The sequence below is a fragment of the Mycobacterium sp. NPDC050853 genome (genome assembly GCF_040653875.1).
In the GTDB taxonomy this organism is placed as follows: Bacteria; Actinomycetota; Actinomycetes; order Mycobacteriales; family Mycobacteriaceae; genus Mycobacterium.
This window is the reverse complement of the sequence record NZ_JBFAGW010000011.1, coordinates 47,719-66,225: the sequence shown is the minus strand read 5'-3', so window position 1 is coordinate 66,225 and position 18,507 is coordinate 47,719. Positions and strand designations below refer to the sequence as shown.

The window sequence follows — 18,507 nt, the reverse complement described above, 5'->3', positions numbered from 1 at the left end:
TGAATTGTCTGTCAGGCTTCCGACGTGTCGGTTACCGCGGTTTGGCTAGCGGGAATGGCAGCGTCTCACGAATGCTGCGCCCGGTAATGAGCATGACCACACGGTCGACACCCATGCCCATCCCACCCGTGGGCGCCATCGCGTACTCCATGGCGCGCAGGAAATCCTCGTCGAGTTCCATGGCCTCGGCGTCGCCGCCCGCTGCGAGTAGCGACTGCTCGTACAGGCGTCGACGCTGCTCTACCGGATCGGTCAATTCGGTGTAGGCGGTGCCAAGTTCGACACCCCAGGCCACCAGGTCCCACCGCTCGGCAAGCCCTGGCGTGCTTCGGTGCGGGCGGGTCAGCGGGGATACCGAGACTGGAAAGTCGCTGTAGAAGGTGGGCGTCGTGGTGCGCTTCTCGACAAGCCGCTCGTAAAGTTCGAGCACCAAATGGCCTGCGTCCCATCGTGGATTGAACTGCACCTCCACCGATTCACAGAGCCGTCGCAACGCAGGTACTTCCGTTGTCGAGTCGACCGGTTGACCGAGTGCGCGTGAGACCGCCTCGTGCACAGGGATGATCGGCCATTCGCCGCTGATGTCAATCGGCGCCAGTTTCCCGTCCTCACCCTGCCGCATCACCACCTCGCTGCCGTGCGCCGCCTTGGCGGCGTTCTGGATGAGGCGTTGGGTCGTCTTAGCCCAGACCAGGTAGTCGGCGTGGGCCTGGTAGGCCTCCAGCAGCGTGAATTCGGGGTTATGACTGAAGTCGACCCCCTCGTTGCGGAAGGCTCGGCCGAGCTCGAAGACCCTCTCCACGCCACCCACGCAGAGCCTCTTGAGGTACAGCTCGGGCGCGATACGCAGATATAGGTCCAAGTTGTACGCGTTGATATGCGTGAGGAAGGGACGCGCATTGGCCCCGCCGTGCACCTGCTGCAGGATGGGTGTCTCGACCTCCAGAAATCCTTGAGAGAGCAGGGTACTGCGCAGCGATGTGACGATCGCGCTACGCGCCGCGATCTGATCGCGGGCCTCGGGATTGATCGCCAGGTCGAGGTACCGGGCGCGGACCCTGGCCTCCGGGTCGATGAGACCCTTGCGCTTGTCGGGTAGCGGGTGCAGGCACTTGCCGATGATTCGCCAGGACCGCACCAGCACAGACCGGGTGCCGTTCTGCGACTGGCCCATGACTCCACTGGCCTCTACCAGGTCGCCCAGATCGATTGTCGCGGTGAACTCGTCGTGCAGCAGCGGATCGTCGATAAGCAGCTGCACCTCTCCCGACCAATCGCGTAGTTGCGCGAACAGCACGCCGCCGTAGTCGCGGATCCGCAGCAGGCGGCCACTGATGATGACCTCGGTACCGTCGGCGGCCACCAGCGCCTCGGTGACCGTGTGAGACGGCGGTGAACCCACCGGGTATGCGTCGATTCCCCGTTCCTGCAAGGCGGCGAGCTTGCCCAGTCGCACCTTGACCTGCTCGGGCACCCGCTGTTGCGGCTTCTCGTGTGGAAGCAGGTCGGGGGTGCTTCCGTCGTGGTGCAGCAGTCCGGTCGCCACGATCGATTGGGGCACCGCGCTGTATTGGCCGGTGTGCCGCGGTTCGGCGCGGTTGCCAAAGGGCAGCACCAGGAAGCCCTCGGCGATCACGGACGCAATGCCGATTCGGGGGATGAGCCGAGCATCCTCGTAGCAGACGAACCGGGGCACCCATTCGGGCTGGTATTTGACGTTCGAGCGGTACAACTGCTCAAACTGCCAGAACCGTGAAGCGAACATCAACACCGAGCGCCACAGCCGCAACACCGGTCCGGCTCCAATCCGGGAGCCATCGGCGTACACCGAGCGGAACATCACGAAGTTCAACGAGACCCGGGTAATGCCCATACCCTCTGCCTGGGTAAGCAGCTCGGTCACCATGAATTCGATTGTGCCGTTGGGTGACTGACGTGATCTGCGCATGAGTTCGAGCGACACGCCATTGGGACCCCAGGGCACCAGCGAGAGCATGGCGACGGCGTTGCCATCGGGGTCGACGGCCTCCACCAGCAGGCAGTCGCCATCGGTGGAGTCACCCAGTCTGCCCAGCGCCATGGAGAACCCACGCTCGGTATTGCCATCGCGCCACAGGTCGGTGTTGGTGATGATTTGTTTGGTCTCCTCCGCCGACAGTTCGCGATGGCGGCGGATACGCACCGAGAGCCCGGACCGCCGGGCACGGTTGACGGCTTGGCGGACTGTCGCCATGTGCGGACCTGAGATCGAGAAGGTGCGCGGGTACAGGATTGCCTCGTCACCGAGTTCCAGTGCGTTCAGGCCATGTTCGCGATAGGCCAGCGCACCCTCGGCGCTCGCGCCCATCACCGCCGGCGCCCAGCCGTAGGCCTGGCAGACCCGCAGCCACGCCGAAATTGCTTGGCTCCAGGCCGATTTGTCCCCGATGGGATCCGCGCTGACGAGGCAGACGCCAACCTCAACCCGATAGGTGACGGCCGCACGACCGTTGGGCGCGAAGATGACCGCCTTGTCTCGGCGCGTCGCGAAGTATCCGAGGGAGTCGTCCTGTCCATAACGCTCCAGGAGACCCCGGATCAGTGATTCGTCATCACCTGTCAACGCGTTGACGGCTCGTTGTGAGCGGAACAACACGATGGCCGCGGTGATCAGCGCGAGTGCGCCGAACAATCCGAACAACCAGTTCAGGAAATGCGGTGGAACGCCGTCAAAATCGCGATGTGATGCGATGGAGAAGCCCGCGACACGGTTGAGCGCCCACCAGAATCGATCGTCAGGAACCAGGGTGCGGGGGAAGAGCTCCAGCAGGCCCCACGCGACCAGCGTTCCCGCCGCCATCCCGCTGACCAGCACCACCGCCGCCTTGACGATCGCACCCCGTCGTACTTTCGCGTAGAACTCCTTTCGAGCAAGCAACAGCAGCAGGATGAATGCGCCGTGCACGACGAGGCCCATCAGTTCCACGGTGTCGCGGTGCTCGATAAAGCCGCCGACATTCAATGCCGACCGACCTACCAAGTCGATCAGCAGCACCCACCACGCGATGCTCTTGCGCACTGCGAGGGCAGCGGCCAGCAGCGCAAGCACACATGCCCACGACAGGCTGCTATCGGGCCACCCGAACAGATACTCATCAACGAACTCCCGGGGCAGCCTGGTCGCCATACGAACAAATGGGGAGAAGCTCGAGAGGAAATTCAGGATCGCCAGAACGCCGACGAGCCAGCCGAAGAAGGGCGGAACCCACCGCCACCTCGACGTTATAGGTGGTCGCGCCGCTGGGCGCGCGCCTATACCCGGGAGCGCTGTGACAGCGGATTGCTCCGGGGCGGGTGGTTCAGCTGCCGGTTTGGTGGATGTCACCTTGCGAGAATAAGTGGCATGCCTTGACGTTCCCTGCGAGTTACGAGTTCCGGGCGTTTATCTCAGGTACTTCTCACCGGGGCCTTGGCCCGGCTCGTCCGGGACGGCGCTGGCTTCACGGAACGCCTTTTGCAGGCTCTGCAACCCGTCGCGGATCGGCGCGGCATGCGGGCCCAGGTACTCCACCGAGGCGGCCACCAGCCCGGCAAGCGCGGTGATCAGCCGGCGTGCCTCGTCCAGGTCGCGGTGAGGACTTTCGTCGGGATCGGGGGAGGACAGTCCCAGTTTTTCGGCACTGGAGCTCATCAGCATCACGATGGCCTTGGTGACTACCTCGATTGCAGGGATATCTGCCAGGTCCCGCACGGAGCCGTCATTCGGGGCGTCATCTCGGGACGAGGTGTCGTGAATTTCGAGGTCATCGGTCACGGCTGCTAGACTTCCATGCACGACCGTTCCCGGTAACGCCGGGGACACCAAGTGGAGTCCCGCTCCCACCGCTGACCATAAGGTCTCGCGGTCCGGTCGCAATCACTCTCGGGTGATTGTTCTGCCTCAACATTTGGGGTGCAGAACGGCGTTTTTCGTCGTGACCGGTCGGCTACGGGCCCTGCCATGCGCAGGGCTTCTCTGTTCTACGGGAGCAGAGTCTGTTCGATATGAGCAGAGTGCTGATGGACCCGCTTTTTGTCCCCGTCGACCTGTGTTTCGGTTAAGACAGTAGAGGACGAGCCAGGGAGGCCACATCAGCACTGAGACCCGCATTAACGAACGCATCCGCGTACCCGAAGTCCGCTTGATCGGCCCTAAAGGCGAGCAGGTCGGAATCGTTCGGATCGAAGATGCGCTTCGCGTCGCCGCAGACGCCGATCTCGACCTTGTCGAGGTAGCCCCAGACGCCAGGCCTCCGGTCTGCAAGATCATGGACTACGGCAAGTTCAAGTACGAGACGGCTCTGAAGGAGCGCGAGTCTCGCAAGAACCAGCAGCAGACAGTCGTCAAGGAACAAAAGCTTCGGCCGAAGATCGACGATCACGACTACGAAACCAAGAAGGGCCATGTGGTCCGCTTCTTGGAAGCCGGATCTAAGGTCAAGGTGACGATCATGTTCCGCGGACGCGAGCAGTCGCGGCCCGAGCTGGGCTACCGGCTGCTGCAGCGGCTCGGCGCGGACGTCGCCGACTTCGGCTTCGTCGAGACCTCCGCGAAGCAGGACGGCCGCAATATGACGATGGTGCTGGCGCCGCACCGGGGCGCGAAGACCCGGGCCAAGGCGGCTCAGCAAGCAGAGGCTCCTGCAGGGCCGGCCCCGGCCCAGGCGGCCCCGCCGGCTGAGCAAGCGCCCGTCGAGCAAACGCCAGTTGACCAGGCGCCCACTCAACAGGCGTAGTACCTAAGTACCGACACAACGAAGAACAGGGAACACCAAGATGCCTAAGGCCAAGACCCACAGCGGTGCGTCGAAGCGCTTCCGCACTACCGGCAGCGGAAAGATCGTGCGCCAGAAGGCGAACCGTCGCCACCTGATGGAGCACAAGTCCACCACTCGCACCCGCCGTCTCGACGGCCGTGCCGTGGTAGCGGCGAACGACACCAAGCGTGTCAAGAAGATGCTGACCGGCTAGCAGTCGCGTTCACGACCACCCCAACACACAGCACCACACTGCATCACTAGAAGGAACAAACATATGGCACGCGTGAAAAGGGCCGTCAACGCCCAGAAGAAGCGCCGGACAATCCTGAAGGCCTCCAAGGGCTACCGCGGTCAGCGGTCACGCCTGTACCGGAAGGCCAAGGAGCAGCAGCTCCATTCGCTGACCTACGCCTACCGGGACCGTCGCGCCCGCAAGGGTGAGTTCCGCAAGCTGTGGATCTCGCGCATCAACGCCGGGGCCCGCGCCAACGACATCACCTACAACCGCTTCATTCAGGGCCTGAAGATCGCCGGTGTCGAGGTCGACCGCAAGATCCTCGCCGAGCTGGCCGTCAGCGATGCGGCCGCGTTCACCGCGCTGGTCGAGGTCGCCAAGGCTGCGCTGCCCGAGGATGTCAATGCTCCGGCCGGGGAAGCCGCCTGAGCGACGCACTTCTGACCGAGCGATCACAGACAGTGATCGACGCGGTCAAATTGCACCGGCCCGCCGCGCGTCGGCGGGCCGGTCTTTTTCTGGCGGAAGGGCCGAACCTCATTGAGGCCGCGCTGCGGTCCGGCGCGGTCGAACAGGTCTTCGTCACCGAGTCCGCGGCAGATCGATTTGCAGACCTGCTGTCCGCAGCTCCCATCCGTCTCGTCACCGATCGGGCCGCCAAGGCGTTGTCCGACACCGTTACCCCAGTCGGGTTGGTGGCGGTGTGCCACTCCATTGCGAGGCAATGGCCCGAGATCGCGGCACTTTCCCCGCGACTAATCGTTGTCGCGGTTGATATTTCGGAACCAGGCAACGCAGGCACGCTGATCAGGGTTGCCGACGCGATGGGCGCCGACGCGGTCATTCTCGCAGGAAACAGCGTCGACCCGTTCAACGGCAAGACCCTGCGCGCCTCGGCAGGCAGCATCTTCAATATCCCCGTGGTGGCCGAAGACAGCGTCGACAGCATCCTCAAAGAGCTTTCGGGGCAGGATATTTCGATTCTAGCCACCACGCTCGACGGTGATCTCTCCCTCGACGATGCCGAAACCGTCCTGTCCGGCCCGTGCGCGTGGATCTTCGGGAATGAGGCGCACGGATTGGACGCGGGGACGGTCGCATTGGCCACACACCGAATCACCATCCCGATGCGCGGGGGAGCTGAGAGCCTCAATCTGGCCAGCGCTGCGTCGATTTGCCTGTACGCCACGGCTCGGATGCACCGCGGTCAATAGCCTCCAGTACTATCCACAAAGCCGTAACAACCAGTACTAGTAACTTCCATGGATTGAGGAATGTTGATGTCGGAGCCCCTGAAGATCACGCGCTTCCGCGAGTCGGACGTCCCCAACCAGTCCGGCAAGACCCACGTCATCACCGGCGCCAATAACGGCCTGGGACTCGTGGCCGCCGAGGCCCTGGCCCGCGCCGGCGCCCGCGTGGTGCTGGCCTGCCGCAACCAGGAGACCGGTAAAGCCGCCCTGGACAAGGTGCGCGCCCTCGGACCGAATGCCGACCATGCGCTCGTGGAGCTGGACCTCACCAGCCTTGCGTCCGTGCGCTCCGCCGCGGATGCAATCCGCACGCAGGCACCCACAATTGACGTGCTGCTCAACAACGCCGGCGTCATGGCGATCCCGCTGCGGCGCACCGCCGAAGGATTCGAGATGCAGATCGGTGTCAATCACCTCGGTCATTTCGTGCTGACGGACGCGCTGCTGCCCTCGCTGCTGGCCGCTGACGCACCGCGGGTCATCTCGCTGGGCAGCGTCGCACACGCGCAAGGGCGCAACAACCTGAAGGTCGATGACCTGAACTTCACCAAGCGTCGGTACAACCGGATGACGGCCTACCGGGCCTCGAAGCTCGCGTGCATGCTGTTCGGCTCCGAGTTGGCCCGCAAGGCCGCGACCGCCGGGTCCTCGCTGGTGTCGGTGAATGTGCACCCCGGTGTGGCCGCGACGAACCTGTTCGATTCCATGATCCCGAAGATTCCGGGGCTGCAGAAGGCCTTCTACTTCGGCATGGGCGTGGTGCTGCAGGACGAGCGCCAGGGCGCCGAGTCCGAGCTGTACGCGGCGTCCATGCCCGATGTTCGGCCCGACGATTACCTCGGACCCACGCAGCTTCAGGGTATGCGTGGACCGGTGAGGCGCGCGCCCCGTTCCGGTGAGTCACGCGACGCGCAGCTGGCGGCCCGGTTATGGGAGAAGTCGGTGGAGCTCACCGGCGCGGATTACTCCCGCCTCACCGGATAGGACGCACTGGGATCACCCTGAGTCCAACACTCGTGTCGCGCACCGCAGTTCGGCATCATCGTTGCTCGACGCGGGTGTGGCTGAGAGGCTAGGCACCGGCCTGCAAAGCCGTTCACACGGGTTCGAGTCCCGTCACTCGCTCCAACGAATCATCGGGTCAGCCGATAGGCTGACCCGATGATTCGTAACTGTTGGTCACTGGCTCCAGATCTAAAGATCTAACCGCCGGCGGGCGCTTCCGCCGCTTTCGGCGGCTGTCCGTCAGCGGACTCCAGCGTTGGAGCGGCTGGTGCCCCTGGCATCACTGTGGGAGCCGTGGGCTCGACCGCTGCGGCGCTCTCTGGCGCCTGGCCATGCGGATCCTCCAAAGCCGGATTCTCGTTCCCTGCGCCGAATTGGACGCCCGTGGTGCTTGCCGGCGCGGCCGGCGTTGCGCCGCCCTGGATTCCGTATCGCGTACTGGACGAGGTCAACACGTTGGCGGGGTGGGCACTATTGCCCAGCTTGCTCCCGGGGAGCCCAGTAGCGCCCGCCGCAGGATCGGCGTTGGCCGCGATCTTCACACCGCGTGCGTCCACGGCGGCAGGAGCGACGGCCGGGAAGTTGTTATAGATGTACGTATAACTTCCCGGAGTGGCGGGCAGGGGAGCGGGGACGCCAGGCACAAATGGGATGCCTGGCGGGTCGGCCGCCGCCATCGGCGCGGTGAGCCCTGCCAGCGCCAGGGCCCCGGCCACACCGGCCGCAGTGACGATAATCTTTCGTTTCGGCACGAGAGCCCTCCCTAGATCTTCATCGGGTCGCCGTAAACGGCGAACGAGGTGTGGGCGGAGGCTGTCGAGATCCGCAAGTAGACGTACGACCGGATGGTGACATCGCCGCCGCAGGCATCCGCCTTGATGTGCAGGTTATCGACATCGAGCATAGCCTTGCCACCGTCGCTCAGAGCCATATTGGCCAAGGGGAGATCGGTGATCACACCGGGCTGCAGGATGGTCTGCACGAAACCAGCCACACCGCCGGAGCCGCCGACGCTCGGGCCGCCGCTATAGCCCGCCGATCCCGCCAGGCCTCCGGTGCCGCCGATCTGCAGACCGCTGGAAACGTCTGTCTGACAACCGAGTTGATATCCCGCGATAAAGAGGCTGTCGGTGATCGGCGCGGACCCACCGGTGGCGATTGCGGTCGCGTCGAAGGTCACGAACGCCTCCCGAGAGTTGGAGGCCTCGGCCAGGTTGGGCACCGAGTTGATCGTCTCGTGGTCGCTCCGGATAACCAGAGTCCACCCGTCACGAGTTACCTTGGTGTAGGTCTGGGGCGCCATCGTCACCGGATCGGCGTGCGCGGTTGCCGTTCCCAGAGTGCAGATCGCGGTGAACAGCGCCATGACGGCGGCCGTGCGTGGGAGTACTGCCATGTGAGTGCCTCGTTTCCCCTTGCGGATATGGACCGGTACCTGAGTTTGGGAGCTATCGCAGCGTCGTCGATTACGTGTCGGTGTGATGAGTCCGTTATGTGAGCTGACGGAAAGATACGCCTGCTCAAACGGCGCCGCAGATCGTTTTTCACAGGCCACTCACAGGAATCGCCGTCGGGAACACTCGTGCTCACTTTCTAGTTTCGTTCATTGTGAGTTGATGACGCGTTGCTGGACGCCGGCGATCAACAAAGGACAGGCTGTCCGAATGTGTTCTTATGCTGCGTCAATCACCCAGTGAACGGCGGGTGTCGAACCGCCCACAGGGGAGTAAACCCCTTGTCCGGACGAGCTAATTTCGTCTGTCAGGCGACAGAAATACCTACCGCGAAAATGTGGTCTACGCCATAGTTTGGCCCTGTAAAAGCTGCGTAAACAGGTGTTACGGGACTTCGCGAGCACCCCGAATTGCCCAAGGGGGAGATGCCAGCGAAAAGGTGGCATGTAACAACTCGCCGGCGCGTGCCATGAGTGACCTGGGCTGGGCTGACTGCGGCAGGTAGTGCATCGGCAGCCCCCGTCGGTCCCTGGGCGGCGCGGTGATCTTCGGCGCCTCTACGAGGGGCGCATCGGGAGGCAACTCGCCGCGGGAGCGCTTGTATGCCGATACCGCGCGGGGGTGCAGCCGGATATCGTCGGGCAGCGGGCTGAACGCCAGCTGCACCGCCTTACCGAACAGCCGTAGCAGCACTTCGTCACCTGGTGTCCAACGCATTCCGGCCTTCTCACGCACCGACGGATTGAACACCCCGGCGGCAACCCAGTTTTGGAATGCTCGGGCCGGCGCCCACATCTGATGCCAGAGGAAGTCCGGCATCAGTACGTATCTCGGCTTGGGGATCTGGATCTGGAAGATATCCAGCGTCGCGCGGTTGATCTCCAGTTCGTCGATGCAAACCCGCTCCCAATACTCCTGGAACTCCTCCCACGATTTCGGCACCGGTCGCATGCTCATGCCGTACATCCGGTACCACTGGACGTGCTCGGCAAAGAGCTGACGTTTCTCGGCCTCGGTGAGCCCGCCGCAGAAGTACTCCGCGGTGTTGATGATGAGCATGAAGAACGTCGCGTGCGCCCAGTAGAAGGTCTCGGGGTTGAGGGCGTGGTATCGCCGCCCCTTCGTATCGACGCCCTTGATGGTGTCGTGGTAGCCGCGAATCTGACGTCCGGTGTCCGCGGCACGATCACCGTCGTAGACCACGCCCATAATGGGGAAGACGGAGCGTGTCACTCGCTGCAAGGGTTCGCGGAGCAGTATCGAATGGTTCTCCACACCGGCACCCAGCTCCGGATACATGTTCTGGATGGACCCGATCCACACACCGAGCAATCCGGTGCGCAGATCCGCAAAGTACTTCCACGTTAGCGAATCTGGACCAAGTGGTTGCGGAACATCGTCCTGATCGATTTCGCGCAACGGTTCTGCGATCGAACGCCTGTCGGGCGAGCGCGCAGGCGCGGACCTGTGGGTACCCCGATCGGCAGTGGCGGATGTCATCGTTGACCCTCCTTTGTGGTGCCTATCACGCACGTTATTGGTGACAACTGACGTTGTCAATGAGTACGTCAACGGTGGTGAGAACCGTTTGTTAACCGTGTCCGAAGCTCCACGTCGCCGCTACCAGCACCGACAGATAGCGACCGGGTGGTTGGGGAGACGCGCGCGGACATAGCGACACTGGCAACTACAAGATTGCCGCTACCCACCCCAGCACATAGGCTGATCCCGTGGATGTCGAGCCGTCAGGCCTCGATGCCGAACCGGACCGAGAGCATGACTCTGAGGTCCGTAAGCGCAGGCGAGGTCGCACCCGTGGGCCTGTGCGGCATGACCACGTCCTGGACTCGCTAGATGCAGATGAGGCCGAGGACGGCTCCGTTACCCCCGGGGAGCCCGCGTCCCGCCATATCGCACGAGCCGGTATCTGGTTTCGCAAGATGGATCGGGACCCCGCAGTGGTGGCGGCGGTACGTCGTGCCCGGCGTTCACTGCCTGGCGATCCGTATTTCGGTGATCCGCTGTCCACCAGCGGTTTTGGCGGGGCGAGTGCCGTCGCGCGCGCCGCGGACCGGCTGGTGACCGACAGGGATACCGCGGTCCGAGAGTTCGGGTTCGGTGCCCTACAGCTCTGGCAGGCCCTCACCGAGAGGGTCAGCAAGCAACCGGCGAATCGCGAGGTCACGCTGGTCTTCACCGATCTCGTCGGGTTCTCGGGGTGGGCACTCGAAGCCGGTGACGACGCGACACTCAAATTGCTGCGCCGCGTCGCATCCGTCGCCGAGCCGCCCATCCTCAATGCCGGTGGCCAGGTCGTCAAGCGCATGGGCGACGGCATCATGGCGGTCTTCGACGACCCGGTGACCGCCCTGCGCGCAATCATTCCCGCCCGCGAGGCATTGAGAAACGTTGAGATCCAGGGATATACGCCGGTGATGCGGATTGGTATCCACTCGGGCACGCCCCAGCGGATCGGTTCGGACTGGCTTGGAGTCGACGTGAACATCGCGGCCCGTGTCATGGAGAGTGCCGCGAAGGGCGGGCTGGCCATCTCGCAACCCGCGCTGGCCAAGGTGCCCCTGGCGCTTCTCGATCACCTGGGACTCACACCGACGCCCGTACGACGCCCGCTGTTCTCCAGTAGGCCGGCCGGAGTGCCCGAGAACATGAAGATGTACCTGCTCGAAACTCGCAGGGAACTGCCAGCCGCGGGGGATGACGGTCGCGTCTAGCCGGTGCGATCATGGGTCATGCGGAGAGTCTGGGCCGCGCTAGTCCGGCTACGAGTGACCATCGGTTATGCGGCCGCCCTGGTCGCGGTCGCCACCGTGCTGGTCCTGGAGGGGCCGCGGATGCAGGACCGTGTCGTCGCGCACGCGAGCACCAATCTGCACAATCTCCATCAGGGACGCCTGGGCACTCTTATCGGCAGCGCGTTTGTCACCGACGCCGGACCGATCTACCTGTGGCTTCCAGGCCTTGTCTGCATCCTCGCCCTCGCTGAACTGCAATGGCACAGTGGACGATTGGCACTGACCTTCGCGCTGGGGCATATCGGAACAACCCTCATCGTCGGCCTCGGGTTGGCCCTGGCGATCTGGTTGCATTGGGCTCCGGTATCCATCGCGCGGGTCAGCGATGTGGGGATGAGCTACGGCACCGCGGCAGTCCTCGGGGCGTTGACGCCGTCGATTCCATCGCGATGGCGTGCGTCCTGGGTGATCGGATGGATCACGGTGGGCGTGGTGTCCATCGCGTGCAACCAGATGTTCACCGAGGTCGGACACCTGATAGCGCTGATCCTCGGGATGCTGGTCGCAAGGACCCTGCCGCCTCTTCCGCGGCGCGCCCCGCACTGGACCGCACTTCGCTTGTCGCTGCTGGCTTTCGGCGGCCTCTTTGCTCTGATGATGTTCGCGGAGGACGGCCCGACGCTGGCGGCGGCGGCACCCACCGCTATTGCCGCCGTGCTCGTCACCCAGTGGGTCAACGCGCGGCGGCGGCCTCGTGATCAAGTAGCCATCGCTTGACGGGAAGGCCGTAGCGGAAGCCGCCCAGTGCACCGCCGATACGTAAGACCCGGTGGCACGGGACGAACAACGCTGCGGCGTTGCGCGCACAGGCGCTAGCGGCGGCGCGGATGGCGGCGGGCCGCCCGGCGCGCACCGCGAACTCGCTATAGGTGATGGGCGCTTCCGGGCCGACCATCCGCAGCACGTCCCAGGCATGCACGAGAAAGTCCCCGGAATGCTGGGCGACGGGGATCGGGTCGATGGCCGTCAGATCGCCCGCGTGGTAGTCCGTGACCGCCTTGGTGACCTTTCCGAGGTCACGCCTGTGGCTCAGGGTCTGCGGCCGCAACGTCGGATGAATCAGCGAGCGCAGCAGTTCGGGGGAGTCCGTCCATCCCGATGCGAGAACGGTCCCCGCACCGTCGACGATTGCGGTGAATGGCCCCACCGGGGTGGTAAGGGTCGCGTAGTCGCTCATGAGGTTCCTTTCGGCTTACGGGTGCGTGGACGAGCTTGGGCCGCGATTCCCTTGCGCCACAGGTGCATGGACACATAGGACCGCCACGGCGAGCAGCCGCGGGCGGCGGCGATGTCGATACCCTCGGCGGCTGCGCCGCGGCGCAGCACCAGATCGTGTTCGAGCAGCACGTCGGGATCCGCGAGTTGACGCATCACCACGTAGTCGGCAGTCCACGGCCCAATTCCCTTGATGTCCAACAGCTGCCGACGCAGATCTGTGGCGGTCATCCCGTGATGCAGCTCCAGCTTGCCTGCCGCGAGACTCTCGGCGGCCCGTATGACAGCCTCGATCCGCGCGGCGGGACCCGCCATCACCCCAGCTCCGGCCGCGGCGACAGCGTCGGCTGTGGGAAAGAGGTGCGTCACCCGACCCGTCGTGTCGGTCACCTGCTCACCGAGCGCGGCAACCAGAGATCCCGTCGCGGTATTGGCCGCGGCTACGGAGATTTGCTGACCGATCATGGTGCGCAACAGCAGTTCTGACCCATCGACGGTGCCGGGAACCCTGACACCGGGCGCATCGGCGACGAGGGGCGCCAGTGCGGGATTGGACAGCAGAGCGTCGTCGACGGCGGCAGGATCGGCATCGAGGTCGAGGAGGTGACGCAGTCGCGCCACCGAGGGAGCAAGGTCCCGCATATCGGTGAGCTGCAGGTCCGCCCGCACCTGATCCGTCGACACCGTCAAGGTCGCGATGACCGGGCCATGCGGCATCCGCAGCGCTCGCGTGTACCGCCCGTCGGAGAAATCCTCGACCCCACGAGCGCAATGATGTTCCAACAGCCACGTTGACCATGCGACGTTATGGGGCAGCCGCAGAGGGAGTTTGAGGCTGACTCCACCAGGGATTGGCGCCGCCGCGGCAGTGTCTTTGCGGGGGACTTCAGTACGCAGCTTCGAGGGTGTCGTCGCGAAAACGGCCGCGATCGTGTCGTTGAACTGCCGAATGCTGGAAAAGCCTGCGGCGAATGCGATATCAGACATAGACAGATCGGTGCGCTGAATCAGCAAACGAGCCGTGGTGGCCCGGTTCGCCCGCGCCAGCGCCAGTGGGCCCGCGCCCAGCTCGCCGAGCAGTACCCGGTTGAGCTGGCGACTCGAGTATCCGAGCGCACGCGACAATCCGTCGACTCCATCACGCTCGACCACGCCGTCGCCGATGAGGCGCATCGCGCGGATAGCCAAGTCGGACTTGATGTTCCACAGTGGAGATCCAGGCGCCGCATCCGGTAGGCACCGCCGGCAAGCGCGATATCCGGCGGCTTGTGCGGAGGCCGCGGTGGGATGGAAGGAGACGTTCTGACGTTTCGGTGTGATGGCCGGGCAGGACGGTCGGCAGTAGATACCGGTGGTGCGAACCGCTGTGTAGAACTGTCCGTCGAATCGGGTATCGCGGGACTGAACTGCCCGATAACAGGCCTCCGCTTCAAGCTCCATGCTTTGAGCATGCCCGCGCCCACGGCGGAGTGCTAGCGGAAATCGGACATTACCGTTGGGACTGGTTCTCGTCCCAGATCAGGGCGTAGCGGCGCCACGCCAGCAAGGTGATCGTCATCGACATCGCTGTTCCCGCTATCGCACCGATCGCCGAGCGCCGCCAGGCGGCCGCAAGCGCCGATAACAGCGCAATACCTCCGAGGAGGCTCAAACCGGTGAGTGCGGCATCCGATGTGGGTTTGGTCATCCAGATTTCCTCGCCACGTATCGCTCGGGTGGCGAAGGAGCTGCCATCGCGGGGCGTTGGCGTGACGATGGGGTTGATCACCAGCCAGACAATGATGGGGAGCGACCAGCGCCACCGCCGGGTCCACACCGGGAAGAGCAACAGCGGTGTTGTCGCCCAGCGTGACCACGCGCTCACCGGGTGGCAATGCCTGTCGAAGATCCAGCGGCGTACTGCGGCGCCATTCACATCTCGACATTAGGCGACTGCCATGGTGCCCGTCCGGTATGACCGGAAGGTGGTTAACTCGCCTTACCCTATGATCGGCATCCGTGGCTGATCACTCTGAGGAATCCTTGAACAGCGCCGTTGGTGCTGCTCGCGCCGCATTCGACGCCGCAGGCGACCTAGACGCCCTCGCGCAGGCGAAGATCGACCATCTGGGGGAGAAGTCCCCGCTGGCGCTGGCCCGCCAGGCATTGGGCGCGCTGCCGAAGGATCAACGGTCCGAGGCCGGAAAGCTCGTCAACACCGCACGCACACAGGCACAACAAGCGTATGACGACAGACTGGAGGCGCTGCGCGCCGAGCGCGATGCTGCTGTGCTCGTGGCAGAACGCTTCGACGTGACGCTGCCCTCGACGCGTCAGGCCATCGGAGCGCGCCATCCCATCACTATTCTGTCCGAACACATCGCCGACACCTTCGTCGCGATGGGGTGGGAGGTGGCCGATGGTCCCGAGGTCGAGACCGAACATTTCAATTTCGACGCCCTGAACTTTCTGCCGGATCACCCGGCACGCAGTACCCAGGACACCTTCTACGTCGCACCCGAGGACTCCCGACAGGTGCTGCGCACGCACACCTCACCGGTTCAGGTACGCACCCTGTTGGCGCGCGACCTGCCCGTGTACGTGATCTCCCTGGGGCGCGCCTTCCGGACCGACGAAATCGACGCCACCCATCTGCCGGCCTTCCATCAGGTAGAGGGGATCGCCGTGGACCGCGGGCTGACCCTGGCCAACCTCAAGGGCACCCTTGACGCCTTCGCCCGGGCGATGTTCGGGGCACAGGCACACACCCGGATGCGGCCGCACTTCTTCCCCTTCACCGAACCCTCCGCCGAAGTTGACGTCTGGTTCGAGAACAAGAAGGGCGGCGCCGGCTGGGTCGAATGGGGTGGTTGCGGGATGGTCAATCCAAATGTCCTGCGGGCCAGCGGTATTGACCCCGTTGAATACAGCGGTTTCGCGTTCGGCATGGGCCTGGAGCGCACCCTGCAGTTCCGCAACGGCTTACCCGATATGCGCGACATGATCGAGGGCGATGTGCGCTTCAGCCTCCCGTTCGGGGTGAGTGCCTGATGCGCATTCCCTACAGCTGGCTGATCGAGGTCCTCCGCGTCGGCGCTCCGGAATTCTCGGCCCCCCCGGCCGGTATCGAGGAAACACTGATTCGCATCGGCCACGAGGTCGAAGAGGTGATCGTTCCCGGCCCTGTGAAGGGACCGCTCGTGGTGGGACGGGTCGCCGAGATCACCGAACTTGCCGAGTTCAAGAAGCCGATCCGCTTCTGCCTGGTGGATGTGGGAGAGTCCCAGCCGCGTGAAATCGTCTGTGGTGCTACCAACTTCGTTGTCGACGACCTCGTGGTGGTGGCACTTCCGGGTGCCACCCTGCCCGGCGACTTCACCATTGCGACCCGCAAGACCTACGGACACACATCCGACGGGATGATCTGCTCGACGACGGAGCTGGGTTTGGGCCCTGAATCCTCTGGAATTCTGGTGTTGCCACCGGGCACCGCCGAGCCCGGCGCCGACGCCACCGAGGTGGTCGGGCTGGACGACGCGGTCTTCGATCTGTCGATCACCCCCGATCGGGGATATTGCCTATCCGTTCGCGGGCTGGCACGCGATCTAGCGTGCGCGTACGACCTCGAATTCGCCGATCCCGCTGCTGTAACGCCACTTGCGGCCGATAGGCCGTCGCTGCCCGTACATATCGATACCGGAACCGGGGTCAAGCGCTTCGGGTTACGCCCGGTCATCGGTATCGATCCGTCGGCGGTATCGCCATGGTGGTTGCAGCGGCGGCTCATGCTCTGCGGTATCCGTGCGATCTCGCCCGCCGTCGACGTCACCAACTACGTGATGCTCGAAATCGGGCACCCGATGCATGCTCACGACAAGGCGCGGATCAAGGGCGATTTCCGGGTGCGGTTCGCGACCCCGGATGAAACGGTGGTCACGCTCGACGACGCGGAACGCAAGCTCGAGCCTGGAGATGTCCTGATCGTCGATGACGCCGGGGTCACCGCCATCGGTGGTGTCATGGGCGCCGGAAGCACCGAGATGCGCGACGACTCCACCGATGTGCTCCTCGAGGCCGCGGTATGGGACCCGGCCTCAGTGCTGCGCACCCAACGCCGGCTACACCTGCACAGCGAGGCCGGGCGTCGCTATGAACGCTCCGTGGATCCTGCGATATCGGCTGCCGCGCTTGACCGTTGCGCCTCGCTGCTACGCGATATCGCCGGTGGAACCACGCCCCCCGAACTGACGGACTGGACCGCCGAAGACCTGGACGACAGCGCAAACAGGATCATTTCCATCCCGGTCGAACTGCCGGCGCGTGTCGCCGGCGTGGAATACGCCGATGGCGTGGTGGAACGCCGGCTCCGCCAGATCGGCGCCGTGGTCAGCCGAGACAAGACAGCCGAGGGCGACACACTGCGGGTGACGCCGCCGAGCTGGCGCCCGGACATCATCGAGGGCGCAGACCTGGTCGAGGAGGTGCTGCGACTCGAAGGTTTGGAGGACATCCCATCGATCCTGCCCGCCGCACCTCAGGGCGGTGGTCTCACGCCCGCACAACAGCGTCGCCGTGCGGTGGGGAAGTCGTTGGCGCTCAACGGGTACACCGAGATCTTGCCGATGCCGTTTCTACCGGCCGGGATATTCGACGCGTGGGGTCTGGACAGCGAGGATCCACGGCGACGCACCACAAAGGTGCTCAACCCACTGGAATCCGATCGCCCGGAGCTGGCCAGCACCCTGTTGCCCGGTGTACTGGAGGCGTTGTCACGCAATATCTCTCGTGGTGCCACTGATATCGCGTTGTTCACCATCGGCCAGGTCGTACGGCCAACCGAGACGACCCGCGCCATCCCGTTGCTCGACGTCACCGACCGCCCGTCCGATGCCGAGCTGAAGGCACTATTCGAATCCCTGCCCGCACAGCCCGTCCACGTGGCACTCGTGCTGGCCGGGGCCCGCGAGCCGAGCGGACCTTGGGGCCGCGGACGTGCCGCCGATGTCACCGATGCACTAGAGGCGGCCCGGATCATCGGGCGTGCCGCGTACGTCGACGTGTCGTTGCGGGCCGGTGCGGTACTGCCCTGGCATCCCGGGCGCTGCGCAGAGATTGTGGCCGACGGCCAGGTGATCGGCCATGCCGGCGAGCTGCATCCTGCAGTGATCGAGCGTCTCGGACTGCCCAAGCGCACCTGCGCCCTGGAATTGAGTCTTGATGCGCTTCCTGTCACCAATCCTCTTCCTGCGCCAAGGATCTCGCCGTTTCCGGTGGTTCTTCAGGATGTCTCACTGGTAGTCGCCGAGACGGTGCCGGCAGATGCCGTCACCGATGCGTTGCGCGACGGGGCGGGGGAGTTGCTCGAAGATGTGCGGCTGGTGGAGATCTACACCGGACCGCAGATTGGCGAGGGCAACAAATCGCTGAACTTCCGGCTACGTTTCCGTGCAGCGGATCGCACCCTCACAGAAGACGAAGCCACCGCCGCACGGGTGGCGGCGGTGGCTTCTGCGGCTTCGCGCGTCGGGGCGACCCAACGCGCGTAGCGGGTCTACTTGCCTCGCTGGTCAGCCTGCTCGCGGTGCTGCTCCTGGCGCTGACGATCGGCACGATCCGACATGGAAGGCTCCCTTCTCGTTCGTTTCTGACTGCCGGCACATTCGCCAGCTATCTCCACCGTAACTGTGGCCACCGCGCATTACACCGTTGAGCTCAACTTGAGGTTTACGTGAACATTTCTCGGCGAGAACCTACTCATGCTGCGGTTTTCGGCGA

The 18,507-nt window shown here is 64.4% G+C and carries 17 protein-coding genes and 1 tRNA gene; 10 read left to right on the top strand and 8 right to left on the bottom strand.

From position 1 onward, the window contains the following. Positions 1-31: 31 nt before the first annotated feature. A complete protein-coding gene (gene lysX / locus AB0H22_RS24190; RefSeq protein ID WP_180750049.1) occupies positions 32-3,364 on the bottom strand; it encodes a bifunctional lysylphosphatidylglycerol synthetase/lysine--tRNA ligase LysX in 3,333 nt (1,110 codons plus the stop codon). 57 nt (positions 3,365-3,421) lie between these two features. After that, on the bottom strand, positions 3,422-3,793 hold the full coding sequence (locus AB0H22_RS24185; RefSeq protein WP_358149670.1) for a DUF1844 domain-containing protein: 372 nt from the start codon (positions 3,791-3,793) through the stop codon (positions 3,422-3,424). Between the two features lie 316 nt (positions 3,794-4,109). Here AB0H22_RS24185 and infC point away from each other — a divergent pair, with 316 nt between their 5' ends. From infC to AB0H22_RS24155, 6 genes are all read left to right on the top strand, one after another. Then, positions 4,110-4,754 (top strand): translation initiation factor IF-3, encoded by a 645-nt coding sequence (gene infC / locus AB0H22_RS24180; protein ID WP_180750358.1) that lies wholly within the window; start codon positions 4,110-4,112, stop codon positions 4,752-4,754. Positions 4,755-4,794: 40 nt separating this feature from the next. Beyond that, a complete protein-coding gene (gene rpmI, locus AB0H22_RS24175; protein WP_180750051.1) occupies positions 4,795-4,989 on the top strand; it encodes a 50S ribosomal protein L35 in 195 nt (64 codons plus the stop codon). Between the two features lie 63 nt (positions 4,990-5,052). Beyond that, a complete protein-coding gene (gene rplT, locus AB0H22_RS24170) occupies positions 5,053-5,442 on the top strand; it encodes a 50S ribosomal protein L20 (RefSeq protein WP_180750052.1) in 390 nt (129 codons plus the stop codon). Positions 5,443-5,474: 32 nt separating this feature from the next. Next, positions 5,475-6,227 carry an RNA methyltransferase gene (locus tag AB0H22_RS24165; RefSeq protein ID WP_180750053.1) on the top strand — a complete coding sequence of 251 codons (753 nt, stop codon included), beginning with the start codon at positions 5,475-5,477 and terminating at the stop codon, positions 6,225-6,227. A 66-nt stretch (positions 6,228-6,293) separates the two neighbouring features. After that, complete coding sequence (locus AB0H22_RS24160; RefSeq protein WP_180750054.1) at positions 6,294-7,250, top strand: oxidoreductase; 957 nt, start codon at positions 6,294-6,296, stop codon at positions 7,248-7,250. A 70-nt stretch (positions 7,251-7,320) separates the two neighbouring features. Next, positions 7,321-7,394: transfer RNA gene (locus AB0H22_RS24155), tRNA-Cys, on the top strand. 74 nt (positions 7,395-7,468) lie between these two features. Here the strand turns inward: AB0H22_RS24155 and AB0H22_RS24150 are convergent. The 3 genes from AB0H22_RS24150 to AB0H22_RS24140 form a co-directional block, all read right to left on the bottom strand. Beyond that, positions 7,469-8,023 carry a hypothetical protein gene (locus AB0H22_RS24150; RefSeq protein WP_180750055.1) on the bottom strand — a complete coding sequence of 185 codons (555 nt, stop codon included), beginning with the start codon at positions 8,021-8,023 and terminating at the stop codon, positions 7,469-7,471. A gap of 11 nt (positions 8,024-8,034) precedes the next feature. Further along, a complete protein-coding gene (locus AB0H22_RS24145) occupies positions 8,035-8,637 on the bottom strand; it encodes an MspA family porin (RefSeq protein WP_255485922.1) in 603 nt (200 codons plus the stop codon). Between the two features lie 472 nt (positions 8,638-9,109). Further along, complete coding sequence (locus tag AB0H22_RS24140) at positions 9,110-10,225, bottom strand: oxygenase MpaB family protein (protein ID WP_358149665.1); 1,116 nt, start codon at positions 10,223-10,225, stop codon at positions 9,110-9,112. A 230-nt stretch (positions 10,226-10,455) separates the two neighbouring features. On the opposite strand from AB0H22_RS24140, the gene AB0H22_RS24135 reads away from it, so the two are divergent. Further along, a complete protein-coding gene (locus tag AB0H22_RS24135) occupies positions 10,456-11,457 on the top strand; it encodes an adenylate/guanylate cyclase domain-containing protein (protein WP_358149663.1) in 1,002 nt (333 codons plus the stop codon). A gap of 18 nt (positions 11,458-11,475) precedes the next feature. Beyond that, entirely contained in the window at positions 11,476-12,255 is a 780-nt protein-coding gene (locus AB0H22_RS24130; RefSeq protein ID WP_358149660.1) for a rhomboid-like protein, read from the top strand. On the opposite strand, the gene AB0H22_RS24125 is transcribed toward AB0H22_RS24130, so the two are convergent. Genes AB0H22_RS24125 through AB0H22_RS24115 form a run of 3 tightly spaced genes read right to left on the bottom strand, consistent with a single transcriptional unit; the run spans position 12,212 to position 14,668 of the window. Continuing rightward, complete coding sequence (locus AB0H22_RS24125; RefSeq protein ID WP_180750059.1) at positions 12,212-12,715, bottom strand: methylated-DNA--[protein]-cysteine S-methyltransferase; 504 nt, start codon at positions 12,713-12,715, stop codon at positions 12,212-12,214. The two genes, AB0H22_RS24130 and AB0H22_RS24125, sit on opposite strands and share 44 nt — an antisense overlap. Continuing rightward, entirely contained in the window at positions 12,712-14,193 is a 1,482-nt protein-coding gene (locus AB0H22_RS24120; RefSeq protein WP_358149658.1) for an Ada metal-binding domain-containing protein, read from the bottom strand. The genes AB0H22_RS24125 and AB0H22_RS24120 overlap by 4 nt, the downstream gene beginning before the upstream one ends. Positions 14,194-14,242: 49 nt before the next feature. Further along, positions 14,243-14,668 (bottom strand): DUF6653 family protein, encoded by a 426-nt coding sequence (locus tag AB0H22_RS24115; RefSeq protein WP_358149656.1) that lies wholly within the window; start codon positions 14,666-14,668, stop codon positions 14,243-14,245. A gap of 83 nt (positions 14,669-14,751) precedes the next feature. Between AB0H22_RS24115 and pheS the strand changes: the two genes are divergently transcribed. Both pheS and pheT read left to right on the top strand, forming a co-directional pair. Next, a complete protein-coding gene (gene pheS / locus AB0H22_RS24110; RefSeq protein ID WP_358149653.1) occupies positions 14,752-15,783 on the top strand; it encodes a phenylalanine--tRNA ligase subunit alpha in 1,032 nt (343 codons plus the stop codon). After that, positions 15,783-18,278 (top strand): phenylalanine--tRNA ligase subunit beta, encoded by a 2,496-nt coding sequence (gene pheT, locus AB0H22_RS24105; protein ID WP_358149650.1) that lies wholly within the window; start codon positions 15,783-15,785, stop codon positions 18,276-18,278. The genes pheS and pheT overlap by 1 nt, the downstream gene beginning before the upstream one ends. Positions 18,279-18,507 lie beyond the last annotated feature (229 nt).

Bases quoted from the DNA above. Each gene is read 5' to 3' on its own strand.
- rpmI (WP_180750051.1), top strand. From the start codon at position 4,795: ATGCCTAAGGCCAAGACCCACAGCGGTGCGTCGAAGCGCTTCCGCACT.
- rplT (WP_180750052.1), top strand. From the start codon at position 5,053: ATGGCACGCGTGAAAAGGGCCGTCAACGCCCAGAAGAAGCGCCGGACA.
- AB0H22_RS24160 (WP_180750054.1), top strand. From the start codon at position 6,294: ATGTCGGAGCCCCTGAAGATCACGCGCTTCCGCGAGTCGGACGTCCCC.
- AB0H22_RS24145 (WP_255485922.1), bottom strand. From the start codon at position 8,637: ATGGCGCTGTTCACCGCGATCTGCACTCTGGGAACGGCAACCGCGCAC.
- AB0H22_RS24140 (WP_358149665.1), bottom strand. From the start codon at position 10,225: ATGACATCCGCCACTGCCGATCGGGGTACCCACAGGTCCGCGCCTGCG.
- AB0H22_RS24130 (WP_358149660.1), top strand. From the start codon at position 11,476: ATGCGGAGAGTCTGGGCCGCGCTAGTCCGGCTACGAGTGACCATCGGT.
- AB0H22_RS24125 (WP_180750059.1), bottom strand. From the start codon at position 12,715: ATGAGCGACTACGCGACCCTTACCACCCCGGTGGGGCCATTCACCGCA.
- AB0H22_RS24120 (WP_358149658.1), bottom strand. From the start codon at position 14,193: ATGGAGCTTGAAGCGGAGGCCTGTTATCGGGCAGTTCAGTCCCGCGAT.
- pheT (WP_358149650.1), top strand. From the start codon at position 15,783: ATGCGCATTCCCTACAGCTGGCTGATCGAGGTCCTCCGCGTCGGCGCT.